At 72.1% G+C, this 15,072-nt stretch carries 12 protein-coding genes; 10 read left to right on the forward strand and 2 right to left on the reverse strand.

Going from position 1 to position 15,072, the window contains the following annotated elements:
• Positions 1–28: 28 nt before the first annotated feature.
• Complete coding sequence (locus ACIQPT_RS21925; protein ID WP_401157605.1) at positions 29–835, forward strand: aminotransferase class IV family protein; 807 nt, start codon at positions 29–31, stop codon at positions 833–835.
• 11 nt (positions 836–846) lie between these two features.
• On the opposite strand, the gene ACIQPT_RS21930 is transcribed toward ACIQPT_RS21925, so the two are convergent.
• Together ACIQPT_RS21930 and ACIQPT_RS21935 are read right to left on the reverse strand one after the other, a co-directional pair.
• The gene (locus tag ACIQPT_RS21930) at positions 847–1,422 is read right to left on the reverse strand and encodes a GNAT family N-acetyltransferase (RefSeq protein WP_401157607.1); all 576 of its coding nucleotides are present in this window, start codon (positions 1,420–1,422) and stop codon (positions 847–849) included.
• A 90-nt stretch (positions 1,423–1,512) separates the two neighbouring features.
• Positions 1,513–3,315, reverse strand: coding sequence for a glycoside hydrolase family 15 protein (locus ACIQPT_RS21935; RefSeq protein ID WP_401157872.1), 1,803 nt, complete (start codon positions 3,313–3,315; stop codon positions 1,513–1,515).
• A 442-nt stretch (positions 3,316–3,757) separates the two neighbouring features.
• Here ACIQPT_RS21935 and ACIQPT_RS21940 point away from each other — a divergent pair, with 442 nt between their 5' ends.
• From ACIQPT_RS21940 to ACIQPT_RS21980, 9 genes are all read left to right on the forward strand, one after another.
• Positions 3,758–5,413: a CTP synthase gene (locus ACIQPT_RS21940; RefSeq protein ID WP_401157609.1), complete on the forward strand. Its 1,656-nt coding sequence runs from the start codon at positions 3,758–3,760 to the stop codon at positions 5,411–5,413.
• Between the two features lie 85 nt (positions 5,414–5,498).
• Complete coding sequence (locus ACIQPT_RS21945) at positions 5,499–6,125, forward strand: NUDIX domain-containing protein (RefSeq protein WP_401157611.1); 627 nt, start codon at positions 5,499–5,501, stop codon at positions 6,123–6,125.
• Positions 6,126–6,323: 198 nt separating this feature from the next.
• Positions 6,324–8,456, forward strand: coding sequence for a tetratricopeptide repeat protein (locus tag ACIQPT_RS21950; protein ID WP_401157613.1), 2,133 nt, complete (start codon positions 6,324–6,326; stop codon positions 8,454–8,456).
• A gap of 144 nt (positions 8,457–8,600) precedes the next feature.
• Positions 8,601–9,716, forward strand: a complete 1,116-nt coding sequence (gene ald / locus ACIQPT_RS21955) for an alanine dehydrogenase (RefSeq protein WP_401157874.1) — start codon at positions 8,601–8,603, stop codon at positions 9,714–9,716.
• A gap of 368 nt (positions 9,717–10,084) precedes the next feature.
• Positions 10,085–11,203, forward strand: a complete 1,119-nt coding sequence (locus tag ACIQPT_RS21960; protein WP_003970030.1) for a ParA family protein — start codon at positions 10,085–10,087, stop codon at positions 11,201–11,203.
• Entirely contained in the window at positions 11,200–11,784 is a 585-nt protein-coding gene (locus ACIQPT_RS21965) for a hypothetical protein (protein WP_401157876.1), read from the forward strand. Before ACIQPT_RS21960 ends, ACIQPT_RS21965 begins: the two co-directional genes overlap by 4 nt.
• A 90-nt stretch (positions 11,785–11,874) precedes the next feature.
• The gene (locus ACIQPT_RS21970) at positions 11,875–12,876 is read left to right on the forward strand and encodes a segregation and condensation protein A (RefSeq protein ID WP_401157614.1); all 1,002 of its coding nucleotides are present in this window, start codon (positions 11,875–11,877) and stop codon (positions 12,874–12,876) included.
• Positions 12,873–13,538 (forward strand): SMC-Scp complex subunit ScpB, encoded by a 666-nt coding sequence (scpB, locus tag ACIQPT_RS21975; protein WP_401157616.1) that lies wholly within the window; start codon positions 12,873–12,875, stop codon positions 13,536–13,538. Before ACIQPT_RS21970 ends, scpB begins: the two co-directional genes overlap by 4 nt.
• Positions 13,538–14,980, forward strand: a complete 1,443-nt coding sequence (locus ACIQPT_RS21980) for a pseudouridine synthase (RefSeq protein WP_401157618.1) — start codon at positions 13,538–13,540, stop codon at positions 14,978–14,980. Before scpB ends, ACIQPT_RS21980 begins: the two co-directional genes overlap by 1 nt.
• Positions 14,981–15,072: the final 92 nt, after the last annotated feature.

Below are 15,072 nucleotides of genomic sequence, written 5' to 3' on the forward strand. Positions count from 1 at the left end.
ACCGGTGTCAAGCCTTAACGTCCGGACCATGAACGAAGTTTCCCCGCACATCACGCACCTGAACGGCCGTCCGGCGGCCACCGACGACCTCGCGCCGCTCGCCTTCGCGGGCCACGCCCACTTCACCGCGATACAGATCCGCGGCGGCCGGGCCCGGGGCCTCGACCTCCACCTGGAGCGGCTGCGGACCGCGTCGGCCGAGCTGTTCGGCCGGTCCCTGCCCGAGGACCTGGTCCGCGCCCACCTGCGTACCGCACTCCGGGACGGACCGGCCGACCTCTCGCTGACGGCCACGGTCTTCTCCACGGCCGGCGAGTTCACCGCGGCCGACGGCGACCTGGCACTGCTGGTACGGACCGGGCCGCCGTCCACCGGCCCCGGCGGCCCGCTGGCGCTCGCCGCGGTCGAGCACGAGCGGTACCTGCCGCACGTCAAGCACGTCGGCGAGATCGCCAAGACCCACCTCCTCCGGCAGGCCGTCGCCGACGGCTTCGACGACGCCGCCTTCCTGGACCGGGAGGGCCGCTTCAGCGAGGCGACGATCTGGAACCTGGCCTTCTGGGACGGCGAGGCGGTGGTGTGGCCCGAGGCCCACGTCCTGACCGGCACCATGATGGGCATCGTCCGCCGGCGGCTGGACCGGCTCGGGGTCCGGCAGCGGACCGCCGCGATCACCCCCGACGACCTGCCCGCCCTCGCCGGCGCGGTCGTCATGAACTCCTGGACGCCGGGCGTGGCGGTCCACCGCATCGGCGCCACCGAGCTGCCCGCCGCGCCCCGGTTCCTCCAGGCGCTCCACCGGGCGTACGAGGCGGAACCGCTCGCCGCGCTCTGAGCCGGCAGCGGTCAGGCCGGCCGGCGGAGGTCCAGCATCTGGAACACCTTGTCGTAGCGGTGTTCGCCGACGGCGACGAAGTCGGGCAGCCGGCCGTATTCGCTGAAGCCCAGCGACCGGTAGAGGCTCAGCGCGCCGGTGTTGTCGCCCCGCGCGTCCAGCGTGAGGACCTCGATGCCCGCCTCCTGGGCGTCGGCGATCAGCGCGGCGGTCAGCGCCCGCCCGACGCCACGCCCGTGGACCGCGGCATCGACCGCGAGCTTCTCCAGATCGGCGTGCGGACGGTGCGTCGGCCGCGCGTAGCGGCGCCAGTAACCGAGTCCGACCAGGCGGCGGCCGAGGTACGCGGCCCGCAGCGCGGCGTCCGATCCCCGCGCCTCGGCGGCGACCCGGCCGAGAAGCTCCGCCACCTCGTCCCGCGAAGGCGGCTCGACCCAGCCCAGCGCGGCGCCTCCGGCGACCAGATCCGCCAGGATCCGGCGGGCCGACGCCGCGAACGCGGCCGCCAGATCCGGATCGGCGGCCAGCTGACGGGCGTCGAGGACGACGAGGCCGGCGGTCGTGTCCCTGGTCGTGGCCGGTTCCATGATCGGCAGCCTAACCGGCCCGGAACACGACCGGACCCCGCACCCCTGTCCGCCGGGACGGGGGTGCGGGGTCCGGGACTCCGCGCGAGCTCAGCCCACGTACGCGCCGCTCGCCGTCAGCCGCAGCGCCGTGTCGATCAGCGGGACATGGCTGAACGCCTGCGGGAAGTTCCCCACCTGGCGCTGGAGGTTGGAGTCCCACTCCTCCGCCAGCAGGCCCAGGTCGTTGCGGAGTGACAACAGCTTCTCGAACAGCTGGCGCGCCTCGTCGACCCGGCCGATCATCGCGAGGTCGTCGGCCATCCAGAACGAGCAGGCCAGGAACGCGCCCTCGTCGCCCGCCAGACCGTCGACGCCCGCGTTCTCGCCCTCGGTGGGGTAGCGCAGGATGAAGCCGTCCTCCGTGGACAGCTCCCGCTGGATCGCCTCGATCGTGCCGATGACCCGCTTGTCGTCCGGCGGCAGGAAACCCATCTGCGGGATGAGCAGCAGGGAGGCGTCCAGCTCCTTCGACCCGTAGGACTGGGTGAAGGTGTTGCGCTCCTTGTCGTAGCCGCGCTCGCAGACATCCCGGTGGATGTCGTCGCGCAGCTGGTACCACCGCTCCAGCGGGCCCTCGACGTCACCGGACTCGACCAGCTTGATCGTCCGGTCGACCGCGACCCACGCCATCACCTTGGAGTGCACGAAGTGCCGGCGCGGCCCGCGCACCTCCCAGATGCCCTCGTCGGGCTCCTCCCAGTGCTTCTCCAGATACTCGATCAGCTTGAGCTGGAGGCCCATGGCGTAGTCGTTGCGGGTCAGGCCCGTCATGTGCGCCAGGTGCAGCGCCTCGGTGACCTCGCCGTAGACGTCCAGCTGGAGCTGGTTCGCCGCGCCGTTGCCGACGCGGACCGGGCCGGAGTTCTCGTAACCGGGCAGCCAGTCCAGCTCCGCCTCGCCGAGCTCACGCTCCCCGGCGATGCCGTACATGATCTGGAGGTTCTCCGGGTCGCCCGCCACCGCCCGCAGCAGCCACTCACGCCAGGCGCGGGCCTCCTCGCGGTACCCCGTGCGCAGCAGCGAGGAGAGGGTGATCGCGGCGTCCCGCAGCCAGGTGTAGCGGTAGTCCCAGTTCCGTACGCCCCCGATCTCCTCGGGCAGCGACGTGGTCGGCGCCGCGACGATGCCGCCGGTCGGCGCGTACGTGAGGGCCTTGAGGGTGATCAGGGAGCGGACGACCGCCTCCCGATAGGGCCCGTGGTACGTACACTGATCGACCCATTCGCGCCAGAACAGCTCGGTCGCCTCCAGGGACCCCTCGGGGTCGGGGAGGGCCGGCGGCTCGTGGTGCGAGGGCTGCCAGCTGATCGTGAACGCCACCCGGTCACCCGGACCGACGGTGAAGTCGGAGTAGGTGGTGAGGTTCTTGCCGTAGGTGTCCGCCTCGGTGTCCAGCCAGACGGAGTCCGGCCCGGCGACGGCGACCGTGCGGTTGTCGACCTTGTGCACCCAGGGCGTCACCCGGCCGTAGCTGAAACGCATCCGCAGTTCGGAGCGCATCGGCACGCGGCCGCTGACGCCCTCCACGATCCGGATGAGCTGCGGCGCGCCGTCACGCGGGGGCATGAAATCGGTCACTCGTACGGTGCCGCGCGGCGTGTCCCACTCCGATTCGAGGATGAGGGAGTCACCGCGATAGCGCCGCCGGTCGGCGAAGGCCGGTTCGGTTCCTTCCGCTCTCGCGGGGCCCAGGCGCCAGAAGCCGTGCTCCTCGGTGCCCAACAGGCCCGCGAACACGGCGTGCGAGTCGAAGCGGGGCAGGCACAGCCAGTCCGCTGTGCCGTCCCGGCAGACCAGGGCTGCGGTCTGCATGTCTCCGATGAGTGCGTAATCCTCGATGCGCCCGGCCACGTGCGTCTCCAGTCGAACGGCCATGTCGCCCTGTCGAAGGGCGCTTACTGCGGGTCAAGGGGGTCGTAGGGTCTTTCACCCGGGAAGATCCGACGGGTTCCTTACCGGTGGGCGGCCTGGGTGGTGCCGCCGCCCGGCCGTCTCGGCAGCGAGTGTTTGAGCAGGATACGACGCACCACGAAGATCCGCGCGACGGTCCCCGCAACATCTCTGAGCTGATCGGGTGGGACGTGAAGTGCCTGAGGTGATGGTGTGACGCCCCTGTGCAGGGTGTGGCCGGAAGCAGCCTCCCGCCGTCGCTGTTACCCTGGTAGCCCGTGGACCGGTGGTCGTTCGCGACAGCGCACGAGGCCCCCGAACCGCAGCGACGGCACCCCCGGAATCTCCGGTTCGGCTGCCGGTACGCACCTCAGAATCGCGACCACGGGAGCCCCCTTTGGCTATGCAGCCCACATCCACGACGACCAAGCACATCTTCGTCACCGGGGGTGTCGCCTCCTCCCTCGGCAAGGGTCTGACTGCCTCCAGCCTGGGTGCCCTGCTCAAGGCACGGGGCCTGCGGGTCACCATGCAGAAGCTCGACCCCTATCTCAACGTCGACCCCGGCACGATGAACCCCTTCCAGCACGGTGAGGTGTTCGTCACCGACGACGGCGCCGAGACCGACCTGGACATCGGCCACTACGAGCGCTTCCTCGACGTCAACCTCGACGGCTCCGCCAACGTGACGACCGGCCAGGTCTACTCGCAGGTCATCGCCAAGGAGCGGCGCGGCGAGTATCTGGGCGACACCGTCCAGGTCATCCCGCACATCACCAACGAGATCAAGCACCGCATCCGCCGCATGGCCACCGACGACGTGGACGTCGTCATCACCGAGGTCGGCGGCACGGTCGGCGACATCGAGTCGCTGCCGTTCCTGGAGACCGTCCGCCAGGTCCGCCACGAGGTCGGCCGGGACAACGTCTTCGTCGTGCACATCTCGCTGCTGCCCTACATCGGCCCCTCCGGCGAGCTGAAGACCAAGCCCACCCAGCACTCGGTGGCCGCCCTGCGCAACATCGGTATCCAGCCGGACGCCATCGTGCTGCGCGCCGACCGCGAGGTCCCCACCGCCATCAAGCGCAAGATCTCGCTGATGTGCGACGTCGACGAGGCCGCCGTGGTGGCCGCGATCGACGCCAAGTCGATCTACGACATCCCCAAGGTGCTGCACACCGAGGGCCTGGACGCCTACGTCGTGCGCAAGCTCGACCTGCCGTTCCGGGACGTCGACTGGACCACCTGGGACGACCTGCTGGACCGGGTCCACAACCCCGACCACGAGGTCACCGTCGCGCTGGTCGGCAAGTACATCGACCTGCCCGACGCCTATCTCTCGGTCATCGAGGCGATCCGCGCCGGCGGCTTCGCGAACAAGGCCCGGGTCAAGGTCAAGTGGGTCACCTCCGACGACTGCCGCACCGCGGCCGGCGCCGCCGAACACCTCGGCGACGTCGACGCGATCTGCATCCCGGGCGGCTTCGGCGAGCGCGGTGTCGACGGCAAGGTCGGCGCCATCCGCTACGCCCGTGAGAACAAGGTGCCGCTGCTCGGCCTCTGTCTCGGCCTCCAGTGCATCGTGATCGAGGCGGCCCGCTCGCTCGCCGAGATCCCCGACGCCAACTCCACCGAGTTCGACGCCGCCACCTCCCACCCCGTCATCTCGACGATGGAGGAGCAGCTCGCCTTCGTCGAGGGCGCCGGCGACCTCGGCGGCACCATGCGGCTCGGCCTCTACCCGGCCAAGCTCGCCGAGGGCTCCCTCGTCCGCGAGGCCTACGACGGCCAGCCGTACGTGGAGGAGCGCCACCGCCACCGCTACGAGGTCAACAACGCCTACCGCTCCGAGCTGGAGAAGAAGGCCGGACTGGTCTTCTCCGGCACCTCCCCGGACAACAAGCTCGTCGAGTACGTCGAGTACCCGCGCGAGACGCACCCCTACCTGGTCGCCACCCAGGCGCACCCGGAGCTGCGCTCGCGCCCGACCCGCCCGCACCCGCTCTTCGCGGGTCTGGTGAAGGCCGCCGTCGCGCGCAAGGTCGGCGCGGGCGAGTAGTTCCGAGGCATTACGGTTGACCGGGGTACGGCTCCTTCACGGACGCCGTGCCCCGGTTTTTCGTTCTGTACGCGGGAGGACGCACATGGGTATCCAGGACACGCCCGAGGAGTGGCAGGTCACCGAGACCGTCACCCCCTTCACCGGCAACAAGACCAGCGTCCGCACCGACCGGGTGGTGATGCCCGACGGATCCGTCCACGGCCGTGACTACCAGGTCCACCCCGGCTCCGTCGCCGTCCTCGCCATCGACGAGGACGACCGGGTGATCGTGCTGCGGCAGTACCGCCACCCGGTACGCCACCGGCTCTGGGAGATCCCGGCCGGACTGCTCGACATCCCCGGCGAGAACCCCCTGCACGCCGCCCAGCGCGAGCTGTACGAGGAGGCGCACGTCAAGGCCGAGGACTGGCGGGTGCTGACCGACGTCTACACCACGCCCGGCGGCTGCGACGAGGCCGTGCGCGTCTTCCTCGCCCGCGACCTCTCCGAGGCGGACGGCGAGCGGTACGCGGTCTCCGAGGAGGAGGCCGACATGGAGCACGCCCGGGTGCCGCTGCCCGAGCTGGTCCGCTCGGTGATCGCGGGGGACGTGCACAACAACTGCCTGGTCGTCGGGGCGCTCGCGCTCACCGCCGTCCGCGCGGGCGACGGCGTCGACTCGCTGCGCCCCGCCGAAGCGCCCTGGCCGGCCCGCCCCTTCGAGGCCTGACGGTCCAACCGCCTGACGGGCCGTCTGCCGCCCCACACCCCCGGTCGTACGAAATGAAGAAATGCTGATCCGATCGGGGGATGTTGGGGCCGGCCCCGCCCCGCTCCGCAGTGATCGTCGTCACCGCTGAACTACGCTCGAAACGCACCCGACCGGAGTTCCGGCGGGCACCGCGTGCAGCGAAGTGGAGCGTGGCTCGTGACCGATCAGGCGGTGGACACCAGCGGCCCGGCAAAGGCCCCGGGGACCGAGGAGCCGTCCGGCACCGCCCCACCCCGATTCTTCGGCCGCGAACGCGAGTTGAAGGCTCTGCGGGCGGACATTGAGCGCGCCGGTCTCGACACCCTGGCCGGCCGCAAGACCCCCCGCGCCCGGGTCCTGCTCATCGCCGGCCGCCCCGGCTCCGGCCGCAGCGCACTCGCCGAGGAGCTGGCCGGGGCGCTCACCGGAACCGACGCCGCCGGGGCCGCCGCGACGGCCGCGGGCGCGGGCCCCTGGTCCGTTCCCGGTACGGGCTCCGGCGACTACCCCGACGGGGTGCTCCGGGTCGGCCTCACCGACCCCGGCGGCGAGAGCGTCCCCACCGAACGCACCGCCGGCGAGATCCTCGGCCTCCTCGGCGTGGCGGTCCCGCCCGGCGCCGATCAGGACGAGCTGTCCGAGATGGTCCGCGAGGCCCTCGCCGTACGCCGGCTCGTCCTGGTGCTCGACGACGCGGCCGATGCCGAGCAGGTCGACCCGCTGCTCCCGGAGAACCCGGACTGCCTGGTCCTCGCCACCGCGACCGGCCCGCTCACCGGCATCCCCGACGTGCGGCCCTGCACGCTCGGCGGGCTGGAGGCGGGCGCGGCGGTGCGGCTGCTCGCCCGTGCCATCGGACAGGTCCGCATCACCGTCGACCCCCGCACCGCGGAGACCCTGTCCGAGGTGTGCGGGGGACAGCCCGCGGCGCTCGCGCTGATGGGCGGCCTGCTCGCCACCCACCCCATGGCCTCGGTCGCCGACGTCGCCAAGCAGTTGCACGAGCTGCCCGACTCCGGCGACCAGCAGCCCACCGGCGCCCGGCCGTTGGCCCGCGCGTTCCGGCTCGTCCACGACTCCCTGCCGCAGACCGCCGCCCGGATACTGCGTCTGCTGGCCCTCGCCCCCGCCGGGCTCGCCGACGCCCACACCGCCTCCGCGCTGGCCGGCTGCTCGGTCTCCGCCGCCCGCTCCACCCTCGACGACTTCGTGAAGCTCGGGCTGCTGCGGACGGACGGCGCGGCCCACCCCCAGTACGCGGTGCCCGGCTGCCTCGCCCCGCTGCTGCGGGCGCTCCTGGAGGACCGGGACCGGCCCGGCGAGATCCAGCTGGCCCGCGCCCGGATGCTGGAGCGGACCGTGCGCCGGCTCCAGGCCTGCCGGGCGGTCACCGAACCGGAGGGCTCCACCGCCCGCGGCAAGCTCGCCGGGCTGCCCCGTTCGCTGCGCTTCCCGAACGCCGAGGAGGCGGGCGCCTGGCTGCGGGTCCGCCAGCCCGCGCTGCTCGCCTCGGCCCGCCTCGCCGTGGCGGACGGCGAGCTCGACACCCTGGCGCGGCGGCTGGTGGCCGCCCTGGTGCGGGCCCTGGCCGCGCACCGGGGGACGGAGGAGGCCGCCCCCGAGCTGTACGGGCTGCACGGTCTCGTCCTGGACGTGGCGCTCCGCCGCGAACTGCCCCGCGAGCAGGCGGCCGCCCTGCTGAACCTCGCCGATCTGGACGCCCGCACCGGCCGCACCCGGGACGCGCTGACCCGCTACCGGGCCGCGCTGGACGCCGGAAAGGCCGCGAAGGACCTGTACGCCACCGGCCGCGCGATGGAATCCGTAGCCGGTGCGTACGAGGAGCTGGGGGACTACCACCGGGCCGCCGACTGGTACGGCCGGGCGCTCTCCCAGCGGCTGACCCAGGGGGAGCGCGCGGACGAGGCCCGGCTGTACGGGCGGCTCGGGGCGGTCCACACGTACGCCGGGCGCTACGGGGAGGCGCTGCGGAACTGGCGCGCCGCCGCGGCGGGCCACCGCAGGCTCGGCGATCCGGCGGCCCAGGCGCGGGCGCTGAGCGAGGCGGCCCGGGTCCAGGAGTACGCGGGCCGGCCGCAGGACTCGCTCCAGACCTGCCGGGAGGCGGTCGACCTGGCCCGGCGCGCCGGTGACGTGCGGCTTCAGGCGGCGCTGCAGCTGCGTCTCGCCGACACGCTGGACCGGCTCGGGGACCCCGCGGCTGCCAGGCTGCACCGGGCTGCGGCCGATAGATTGCTGGGTGAGGAGGCTCCAGCCTACGAAATCCGTAGTACTTCGACAGAAAGTTAATGCTTTGTAAGGCTAGACAGTGCGAAGTCCTTCATTAGACTGGCTCTGCCGCGTTCCTCCGTGGCGTCTCCCCTTTATGCTGTATATGTCCGGGTATGCACCGCTGTGCCCGGATGACCCTCCGAGCCAAGGACCGTGATCGACGTGAAGGTCGGCATCCCCCGCGAAGTCAAGAACAACGAGTTCCGGGTGGCGATCACCCCCGCCGGAGTGCATGAGCTCGTCCGCCACGGCCACCAGGTCGTCATCGAGCACGACGCCGGCGTCGGCTCGTCCATCCCGGACGAGGAGTACATCGCCGCCGGCGCCCGGATCCTGGCCACCGCGGACGAGGTCTGGGCCGCCGCCGACCTGCTGCTGAAGGTCAAGGAGCCGGTCGCCGAGGAGTACCACCGCCTCCGCAAGGACCAGACGCTCTTCACCTACCTGCACCTCGCCGCCTCCCGCGAGTGCACCGACGCGCTGCTGGCCTCCGGCACCACCGCCATCGCCTACGAGACGGTCGAGACCGCCAACCGCGCCCTCCCGCTGCTCGCCCCGATGTCCGAGGTCGCGGGCCGGCTGGCCCCGCAGGTCGGCGCGTACCACCTGATGCGCTCCGTCGGCGGCCGCGGCGTGCTGCCCGGCGGCGTCCCCGGCACCGCGGCCGGCAAGGCCGTCGTCATCGGCGGCGGCGTCTCCGGCTGGAACGCCACGCAGATCGCCGTGGGCCTCGGCTTCCACGTCACGCTGCTCGACCGCGACATCAACAAGCTCCGCGAGGCCGACAAGGTCTTCGGCACCAAGGTGCAGACCGTCGTCTCCAACGCCTTCGAACTGGAGAAGGCCGTCGTCGAGGCCGACCTCGTCATCGGCGCCGTGCTGATCCCCGGAGCCAAGGCCCCGAAGCTGGTCACCAACGAGCTCGTCGCCAAGATGAAGCCCGGAAGTGTACTTGTCGACATTGCAATCGATCAGGGTGGCTGCTTCGAGGACTCGCGTCCGACGACCCACGCCGAGCCGACCTTCCAGGTCCACAACTCGGTCTTCTACTGCGTCGCCAACATGCCCGGCGCGGTGCCCCACACCTCCACCTACGCGCTCACCAACGCGACGATGCCCTACATCGTGGAGCTCGCGAACCGTGGCTGGGCCGACGCCCTGCGCCGCGACGCCGCGCTCGCCAAGGGCCTCAACACCCATGAGGGCCAGGTGGTTTACCGCGAGGTGGCCGAGGCGCACGACCTTCCGCACGTCGAGCTGAGCGCGCTCCTCGGCTGACGGGTCAACCTCCTCCGTCAACATCGGGACTCCGGCCGGACCTTGCCGAGCAAGGTCCGGCCGGACGTGTATCGGGCCCTGTGGGGCCCTTGCGCAACTCGCGCCGAACGTAACCCTTTACCCGTTTCGTGCTGAGGTGAAATGTGCGGCTTGGTCGCTGTGCACCCTTGACAGCGAGGCGTTCGATTGCCGACACATCGGGCCGGGTCCGGCGGATTGTGTTGCTGCGGACCGGTGACACGCCATAGAGTCGCCAATCGTCGGCATGGTGCCACGCTGACCTATCGATAAGTTTCCTGGTCACGTCCAAGGAGGTAAGACGACTTGTGAATGAGTCGACAATTACTCCCGGGGGTGGTCAACCAGGGATGCCTGCACGGGGTCTGAGCCCGATCGGGCTCGAAGCTGTCGGCTCCGTCGCTGTCCGCACCTTCGCCACCCAACAGCACATGACGACAGCCCCCCAGATGATGGACGGCCTACACGTGAACGCCACGGCCGGCAACGAGAGCAGCCGGGACACCGACCGCTTCGCCGACTTCGCCGAGGTGCCCGAGGGGCACTTCTACGACCCCGACGCCGAGTACGAGCCCGATCCGGAGTACGCGGCCACCCTCGCGCCCGACGCCGCGCGTCAGCGCCGCGAGCGCATCGGCCCGACCGGACGGCCGCTGCCGTACTTCCCGATCCCGGGCCCCCTGACCGACCACGGCCCCGCGAAGATCATCGCGATGTGCAACCAGAAGGGCGGCGTCGGCAAGACCACGTCGACCATCAACCTGGGCGCCGCGCTCGCGGAGTACGGACGCCGGGTCCTGCTCGTCGACTTCGACCCGCAGGGCGCGCTCTCCGTCGGCCTCGGGGTCAACCCGATGGAGCTGGACCTCACCGTCTACAACCTGCTCATGGAGCGGGGCATGGCGGCCGACGACGTCCTGCTCAAGACCGCGGTCCCCAACATGGACCTGCTGCCCAGCAACATCGACCTCTCCGCGGCCGAGGTGCAGCTCGTCAGCGAGGTGGCCCGCGAGTCCACGCTCCAGCGCGCCCTGAAGCCGCTGATGGCCGACTACGACTACATCGTGATCGACTGTCAGCCCTCGCTCGGCCTGCTCACCGTGAACGCCCTGACGGCCGCTCACAAGGTCATAGTGCCGCTGGAGTGCGAGTTCTTCGCGCTGCGCGGGGTGGCGCTGCTCACCGAGACCATCGAGAAGGTCCAGGAGCGGCTCAACCCGGAGCTGGAGCTCGACGGCATCCTCGCCACCATGTACGACTCCCGTACGGTGCACAGCCGCGAGGTCCTGGCGCGCGTCGTCGAGGCCTTCGACGAGCACGTCTACCACACGGTCATCGGGCGCACGGTCCGCTTCCCGGAGACCACGGTCGCCGGTGAGCCCATCACCACCTACGCCTCCAACTCGGTCGGCGCAGCCGCCTATCGCCAGCTCGCCAGGGAGGTGCTCGCCCGGTGTCACGCCGAGTGAGTCTGCCGGGGGCCGACGAACTGTTCCGTACCACCGGAGGCGGGATGGGCCTCCAGTCGTCCTCCCCGGCGGAGCGACGGCGCAAGGCGAACGGCGAGCCTCGGGTGCCCGCACCCGCCGGGGAGAGCGATCCCTCCGGCCAGGCCCAGAACCAGGCCCAGACCCCGTCCGCCGACCGTGAGGAGCACGCCGCGGCCGACGCCGACGGCGGCGACTCGCGCGGCGGCGAGGGCGAGCGTTCCGCGTCCGCCAAGGCCGGCTCCGGCGAGCGCCCCGCGCCCTCCGCGGCCCCGGCCGAGCAGGCCCCGGCGGTCCAGCAGCAGCGCAGGCGCGGTGGAGGCGGCGGACGCGGCGCGAACCGTCGCCCCAGCGGCCGGGAGCGCCACGACGAGAAGATCACGGTCTACGTCTCCGCCGAGGAGCTGATGGACCTCGAACACGCCCGGCTCGTCCTGCGCGGCGAACACGGCCTCGCCGTCGACCGCGGCCGCATCGTCCGCGAGGCGGTGGCGGTGGTCTTGGCCGACCTGGAGTCCCGGGGCGACGCGAGCATCCTCGTACGGCGGCTGCGCGGCCGCTGAGCGGCACGGCGCGGGTAGCCTGCCCTGGCAGAGCAAGGGCCCGCCGACCGGCGCGCCCCGTCCGTGCCGCCGCCCCACCCCTGGACCCCCATGCCCACGCCCGACGACCCCGCCGCCCCGCGCCGCCGTGCCCTGGGGCGGGGGCCGGGGGCGGTGGCGCCGCCGGTGGAGGCGGAGGAGACGGCTCCGGAGCCCGAGCCCGTACCCGTACGAGAGCCGGATCCCGTACCCGTACAAGAGGCTGTGCCGGAGCGGGCGGCGGAGCGGGAGCCGGACGACAAGCGGTTCACCGTTCGGCTGGTGAACTTCGAGGGCCCCTTCGACCTCCTCCTCCAGCTGATCTCCAAGCACAAGCTGGACGTGACCGAGGTCGCCCTCTCGAAGGTCACCGACGAGTTCATGGCGTACATCCGGGCCATGGGCCCCGACTGGGACCTCGACCAGACCACCGAGTTCCTCGTCGTCGCCGCCACGCTGCTCGACCTCAAGGCCGCCCGGCTGCTGCCCGTCGCCGAGGTCGAGGACGAGGCCGACCTCGCGCTCCTGGAGGCGCGGGACCTGCTCTTCGCGCGGCTGCTCCAGTACCGCGCGTACAAGCAGATCGCCGAGATCTTCCAGGGCCGCCTGGAGTCGGAGGCCCGCCGGTACCCCCGTACCGTCGGGCTGGAGGACCAGCACGCCGCGCTGCTGCCCGAAGTGGTCATCAGCATCGGGCCCGAGGGCTTCGCGAAGCTCGCGGTCAAGGCGATGCAGCCGAAGCCCAGACCGCAGGTGTACGTCGACCACATCCACGCCCCGCTGGTCAGCGTCCGGGAGCAGGCGGGCCTGGTGGTGGAGCGGCTGCGCGAGGCGGGGGAGGCGGTGAGTTTCCAGGTGCTGACCGAGGACGCGCCGGACACCCTGACCGTGGTGGCCCGCTTCCTGGCCCTGCTGGAGCTGTACCGCGAGAAGGCCGTCACCCTCGACCAGGACGAGGCGCTGGGCGACCTGCTGGTGACCTGGTGCGGCGGGGCGGACGCGGAGCCGGTGGTGACGGACGAGTTCGACCAGGACCTCGCCGGAGCGGCCGAGGAGGAGGACGTACGGGAATGAGCGAGCAGCCGACGCACGGCACCGACGGGACCGACGGGAGCGCGGTCGCCGCGCTCGATCTGAAGCCCGCCCTGGAGGCGGTCCTCATGGTCGTCGACGAGCCCGCCACCGTCGACCACCTGGCCAAGGTGCTCCAGCGGCCCCGCAGGGCCGTGGCGGACGCGCTGCGGGAGCTGGCCGACGAGTACACCGCGCAGCGCCGGGGCTTCGACCTGCGGCTCGTCGCGGGCGGCTGGCGGTTCTACACCCGCCCCGAGTACGCGGCGGCCGTGGAGGGCTTCGTCCTGGACGGCCAGCACGCCCGGCTCACCCAGGCCGCGCTGGAGACGCTGGCGGTGGTCGCGTACCGGCAGCCGGTGAGCCGCTCGCGGGTCTCGGCGGTGCGCGGAGTGAACTGCGACGGCGTCATGCGGACCCTCCTCCAGAGGGGCCTGGTGGCGGAGGCGGGCGCGGAACCCGAAACAGGTGCGATCCTGTACAGGACGACGAACTACTTTCTGGAGCGAATGGGCCTGCGCGGCCTGGACGAGCTCCCGGAGCTCGCGCCCTTCCTCCCGGAGGCGGACGCGATCGAGGCTGAGACGCTAGAGGGTGTGCCGTCGTTCGATCCGGACGCACCGGACACCCCGGATACTCACGCAGACGACAAGACGGAATTTTGATGCGAAGCAGTGGCAGGAACAGCGGAAGCGGCAACGGCGGGAGCGGCCGGAGCAGCGGCGGCGGCGACCGGAACCCCCGGAGCGGCGGCGGCGCGGGCAGCGGCGGCCGCAGCGGCGGCGGGTCCTTCCGCCAGGGCCAGGGCGGCGGCCCGGGCGGACGCCCCGGCGGCCAGGGCGGTGGCCAGGGCGGCGGCGGACGCGGTGGCAGCGGCCAGGGCGGGCGGCCCGGAGCCTCGGGCGGCCGTCCCTCCGGTCAGGGTGGTCGGCCCTCCGGCCAGGGCGGACGCGGCGGCAGCCAGGGCGGCCGTCCCGGCGGTCAGGGCGGGCGTCCGGGCTCTCAGGGCGGCCGTGACGGCTACCAGGGGGGTCGCGACGGCTATCAGGGCGGCCGTGACGGCTACCAGGGCGGGCGGGACGAGGAGCAGCGCCCCCGCCGTCCCCGCCCCGAGGAGCGCCGCTACGACGTGGGCAACGACGCCCCCGGCGCCCGCGAGGCCCGCGAGCAGGAAGGCCCCCGCAAGGGCCGCGGCTCGGCGGCCCGCGGCGGCGCCAAGGGCGGCCCGAAGCCCGCACAGGGCGGCGGCGGCCGCACCGGCGGTTTCCGCCGCGCGGCCCCCTCGCGCCCCCGTGAGCTGGACGCCAAGATCGAGCAGCGCAACCGCGACCGGTACGCGAACAAGCCCGAGATCAACCTCCCCAAGACCCACCCGGGCGCCGAGGAGGAGGGCGAGCGGCTGCAGAAGGTCCTCGCCCGGGCCGGCATGGGCTCGCGCCGCGCGTGCGAGGAGCTGATCGAGCAGTCCCGTGTCGAGGTCAACGGCGAGATCGTCGTCGAGCAGGGCAGGCGCGTCGATGTGCACAAGGACGAGATCAAGGTCGACGGCCTGACGGTCGCCGCCCAGTCCTACCTGTTCTTCGCGCTGAACAAGCCCGCGGGCGTCGTCTCCTCGATGGAGGACCCGGACGGCCGCCAGTGCCTCGGCGACTACGTGACCAACCGCGAGACGCGGCTGTTCCACGTCGGCCGGCTGGACACCGAGACGGAGGGCATCATCATGCTCACCAACCACGGTGAGCTGGCCCACCGCCTCACGCACCCGAAGTACGGCGTGAAGAAGACCTACCTGGCCGCCATCCAGGGCCCCCTGCCGCGCGACCTCGGCAAGCGGCTCAAGGACGGCATCCAGCTGGAGGACGGCTACGCCCGCGCCGACCACTTCCGCGTCGTCGAGAACACCGGCAAGAACTACCTGGTCGAGGTGACCCTCCACGAGGGCCGCAAGCACATCGTGCGCCGGATGCTGGCCGAGGCCGGCTTCCCGGTCGAGCGCCTCGTACGGACGTCCTTCGGGCCGATCCCGCTGGGCGACCAGAAGTCCGGCTGGCTGCGCCGCCTCACCAACACCGAGGTCGGCATGCTGATGCGCGAGGTCGGCCTCTAGCCGCACCCGCACCCGCATCCCCACGAAGGCCCGCGGCCGGTATCTGTTCGGAAAGTTCGAACAGAACCGGCCGCGGGCCTTTTGTCGCCCCC

It is taken from the genome of Streptomyces sp. NPDC091289, from assembly GCF_044757365.1.
GTDB lineage: Bacteria > Actinomycetota > Actinomycetes > Streptomycetales > Streptomycetaceae > Streptomyces.

Excerpts from the sequence above, each read along its gene's own strand:
- ACIQPT_RS21960 (WP_003970030.1), top strand. The coding sequence starts at position 10,085 with ATGCCTGCACGGGGTCTGAGCCCGATCGGGCTCGAAGCTGTCGGCTCC.
- ACIQPT_RS21925 (WP_401157605.1), top strand. The coding sequence starts at position 29 with ATGAACGAAGTTTCCCCGCACATCACGCACCTGAACGGCCGTCCGGCG.
- ACIQPT_RS21980 (WP_401157618.1), top strand. The coding sequence starts at position 13,538 with ATGCGAAGCAGTGGCAGGAACAGCGGAAGCGGCAACGGCGGGAGCGGC.
- ACIQPT_RS21945 (WP_401157611.1), top strand. The coding sequence starts at position 5,499 with ATGGGTATCCAGGACACGCCCGAGGAGTGGCAGGTCACCGAGACCGTC.
- ACIQPT_RS21940 (WP_401157609.1), top strand. The coding sequence starts at position 3,758 with ATGCAGCCCACATCCACGACGACCAAGCACATCTTCGTCACCGGGGGT.
- scpB (WP_401157616.1), top strand. The coding sequence starts at position 12,873 with ATGAGCGAGCAGCCGACGCACGGCACCGACGGGACCGACGGGAGCGCG.
- ACIQPT_RS21930 (WP_401157607.1), bottom strand. The coding sequence starts at position 1,422 with ATGGAACCGGCCACGACCAGGGACACGACCGCCGGCCTCGTCGTCCTC.
- ACIQPT_RS21970 (WP_401157614.1), top strand. The coding sequence starts at position 11,875 with ATGCCCACGCCCGACGACCCCGCCGCCCCGCGCCGCCGTGCCCTGGGG.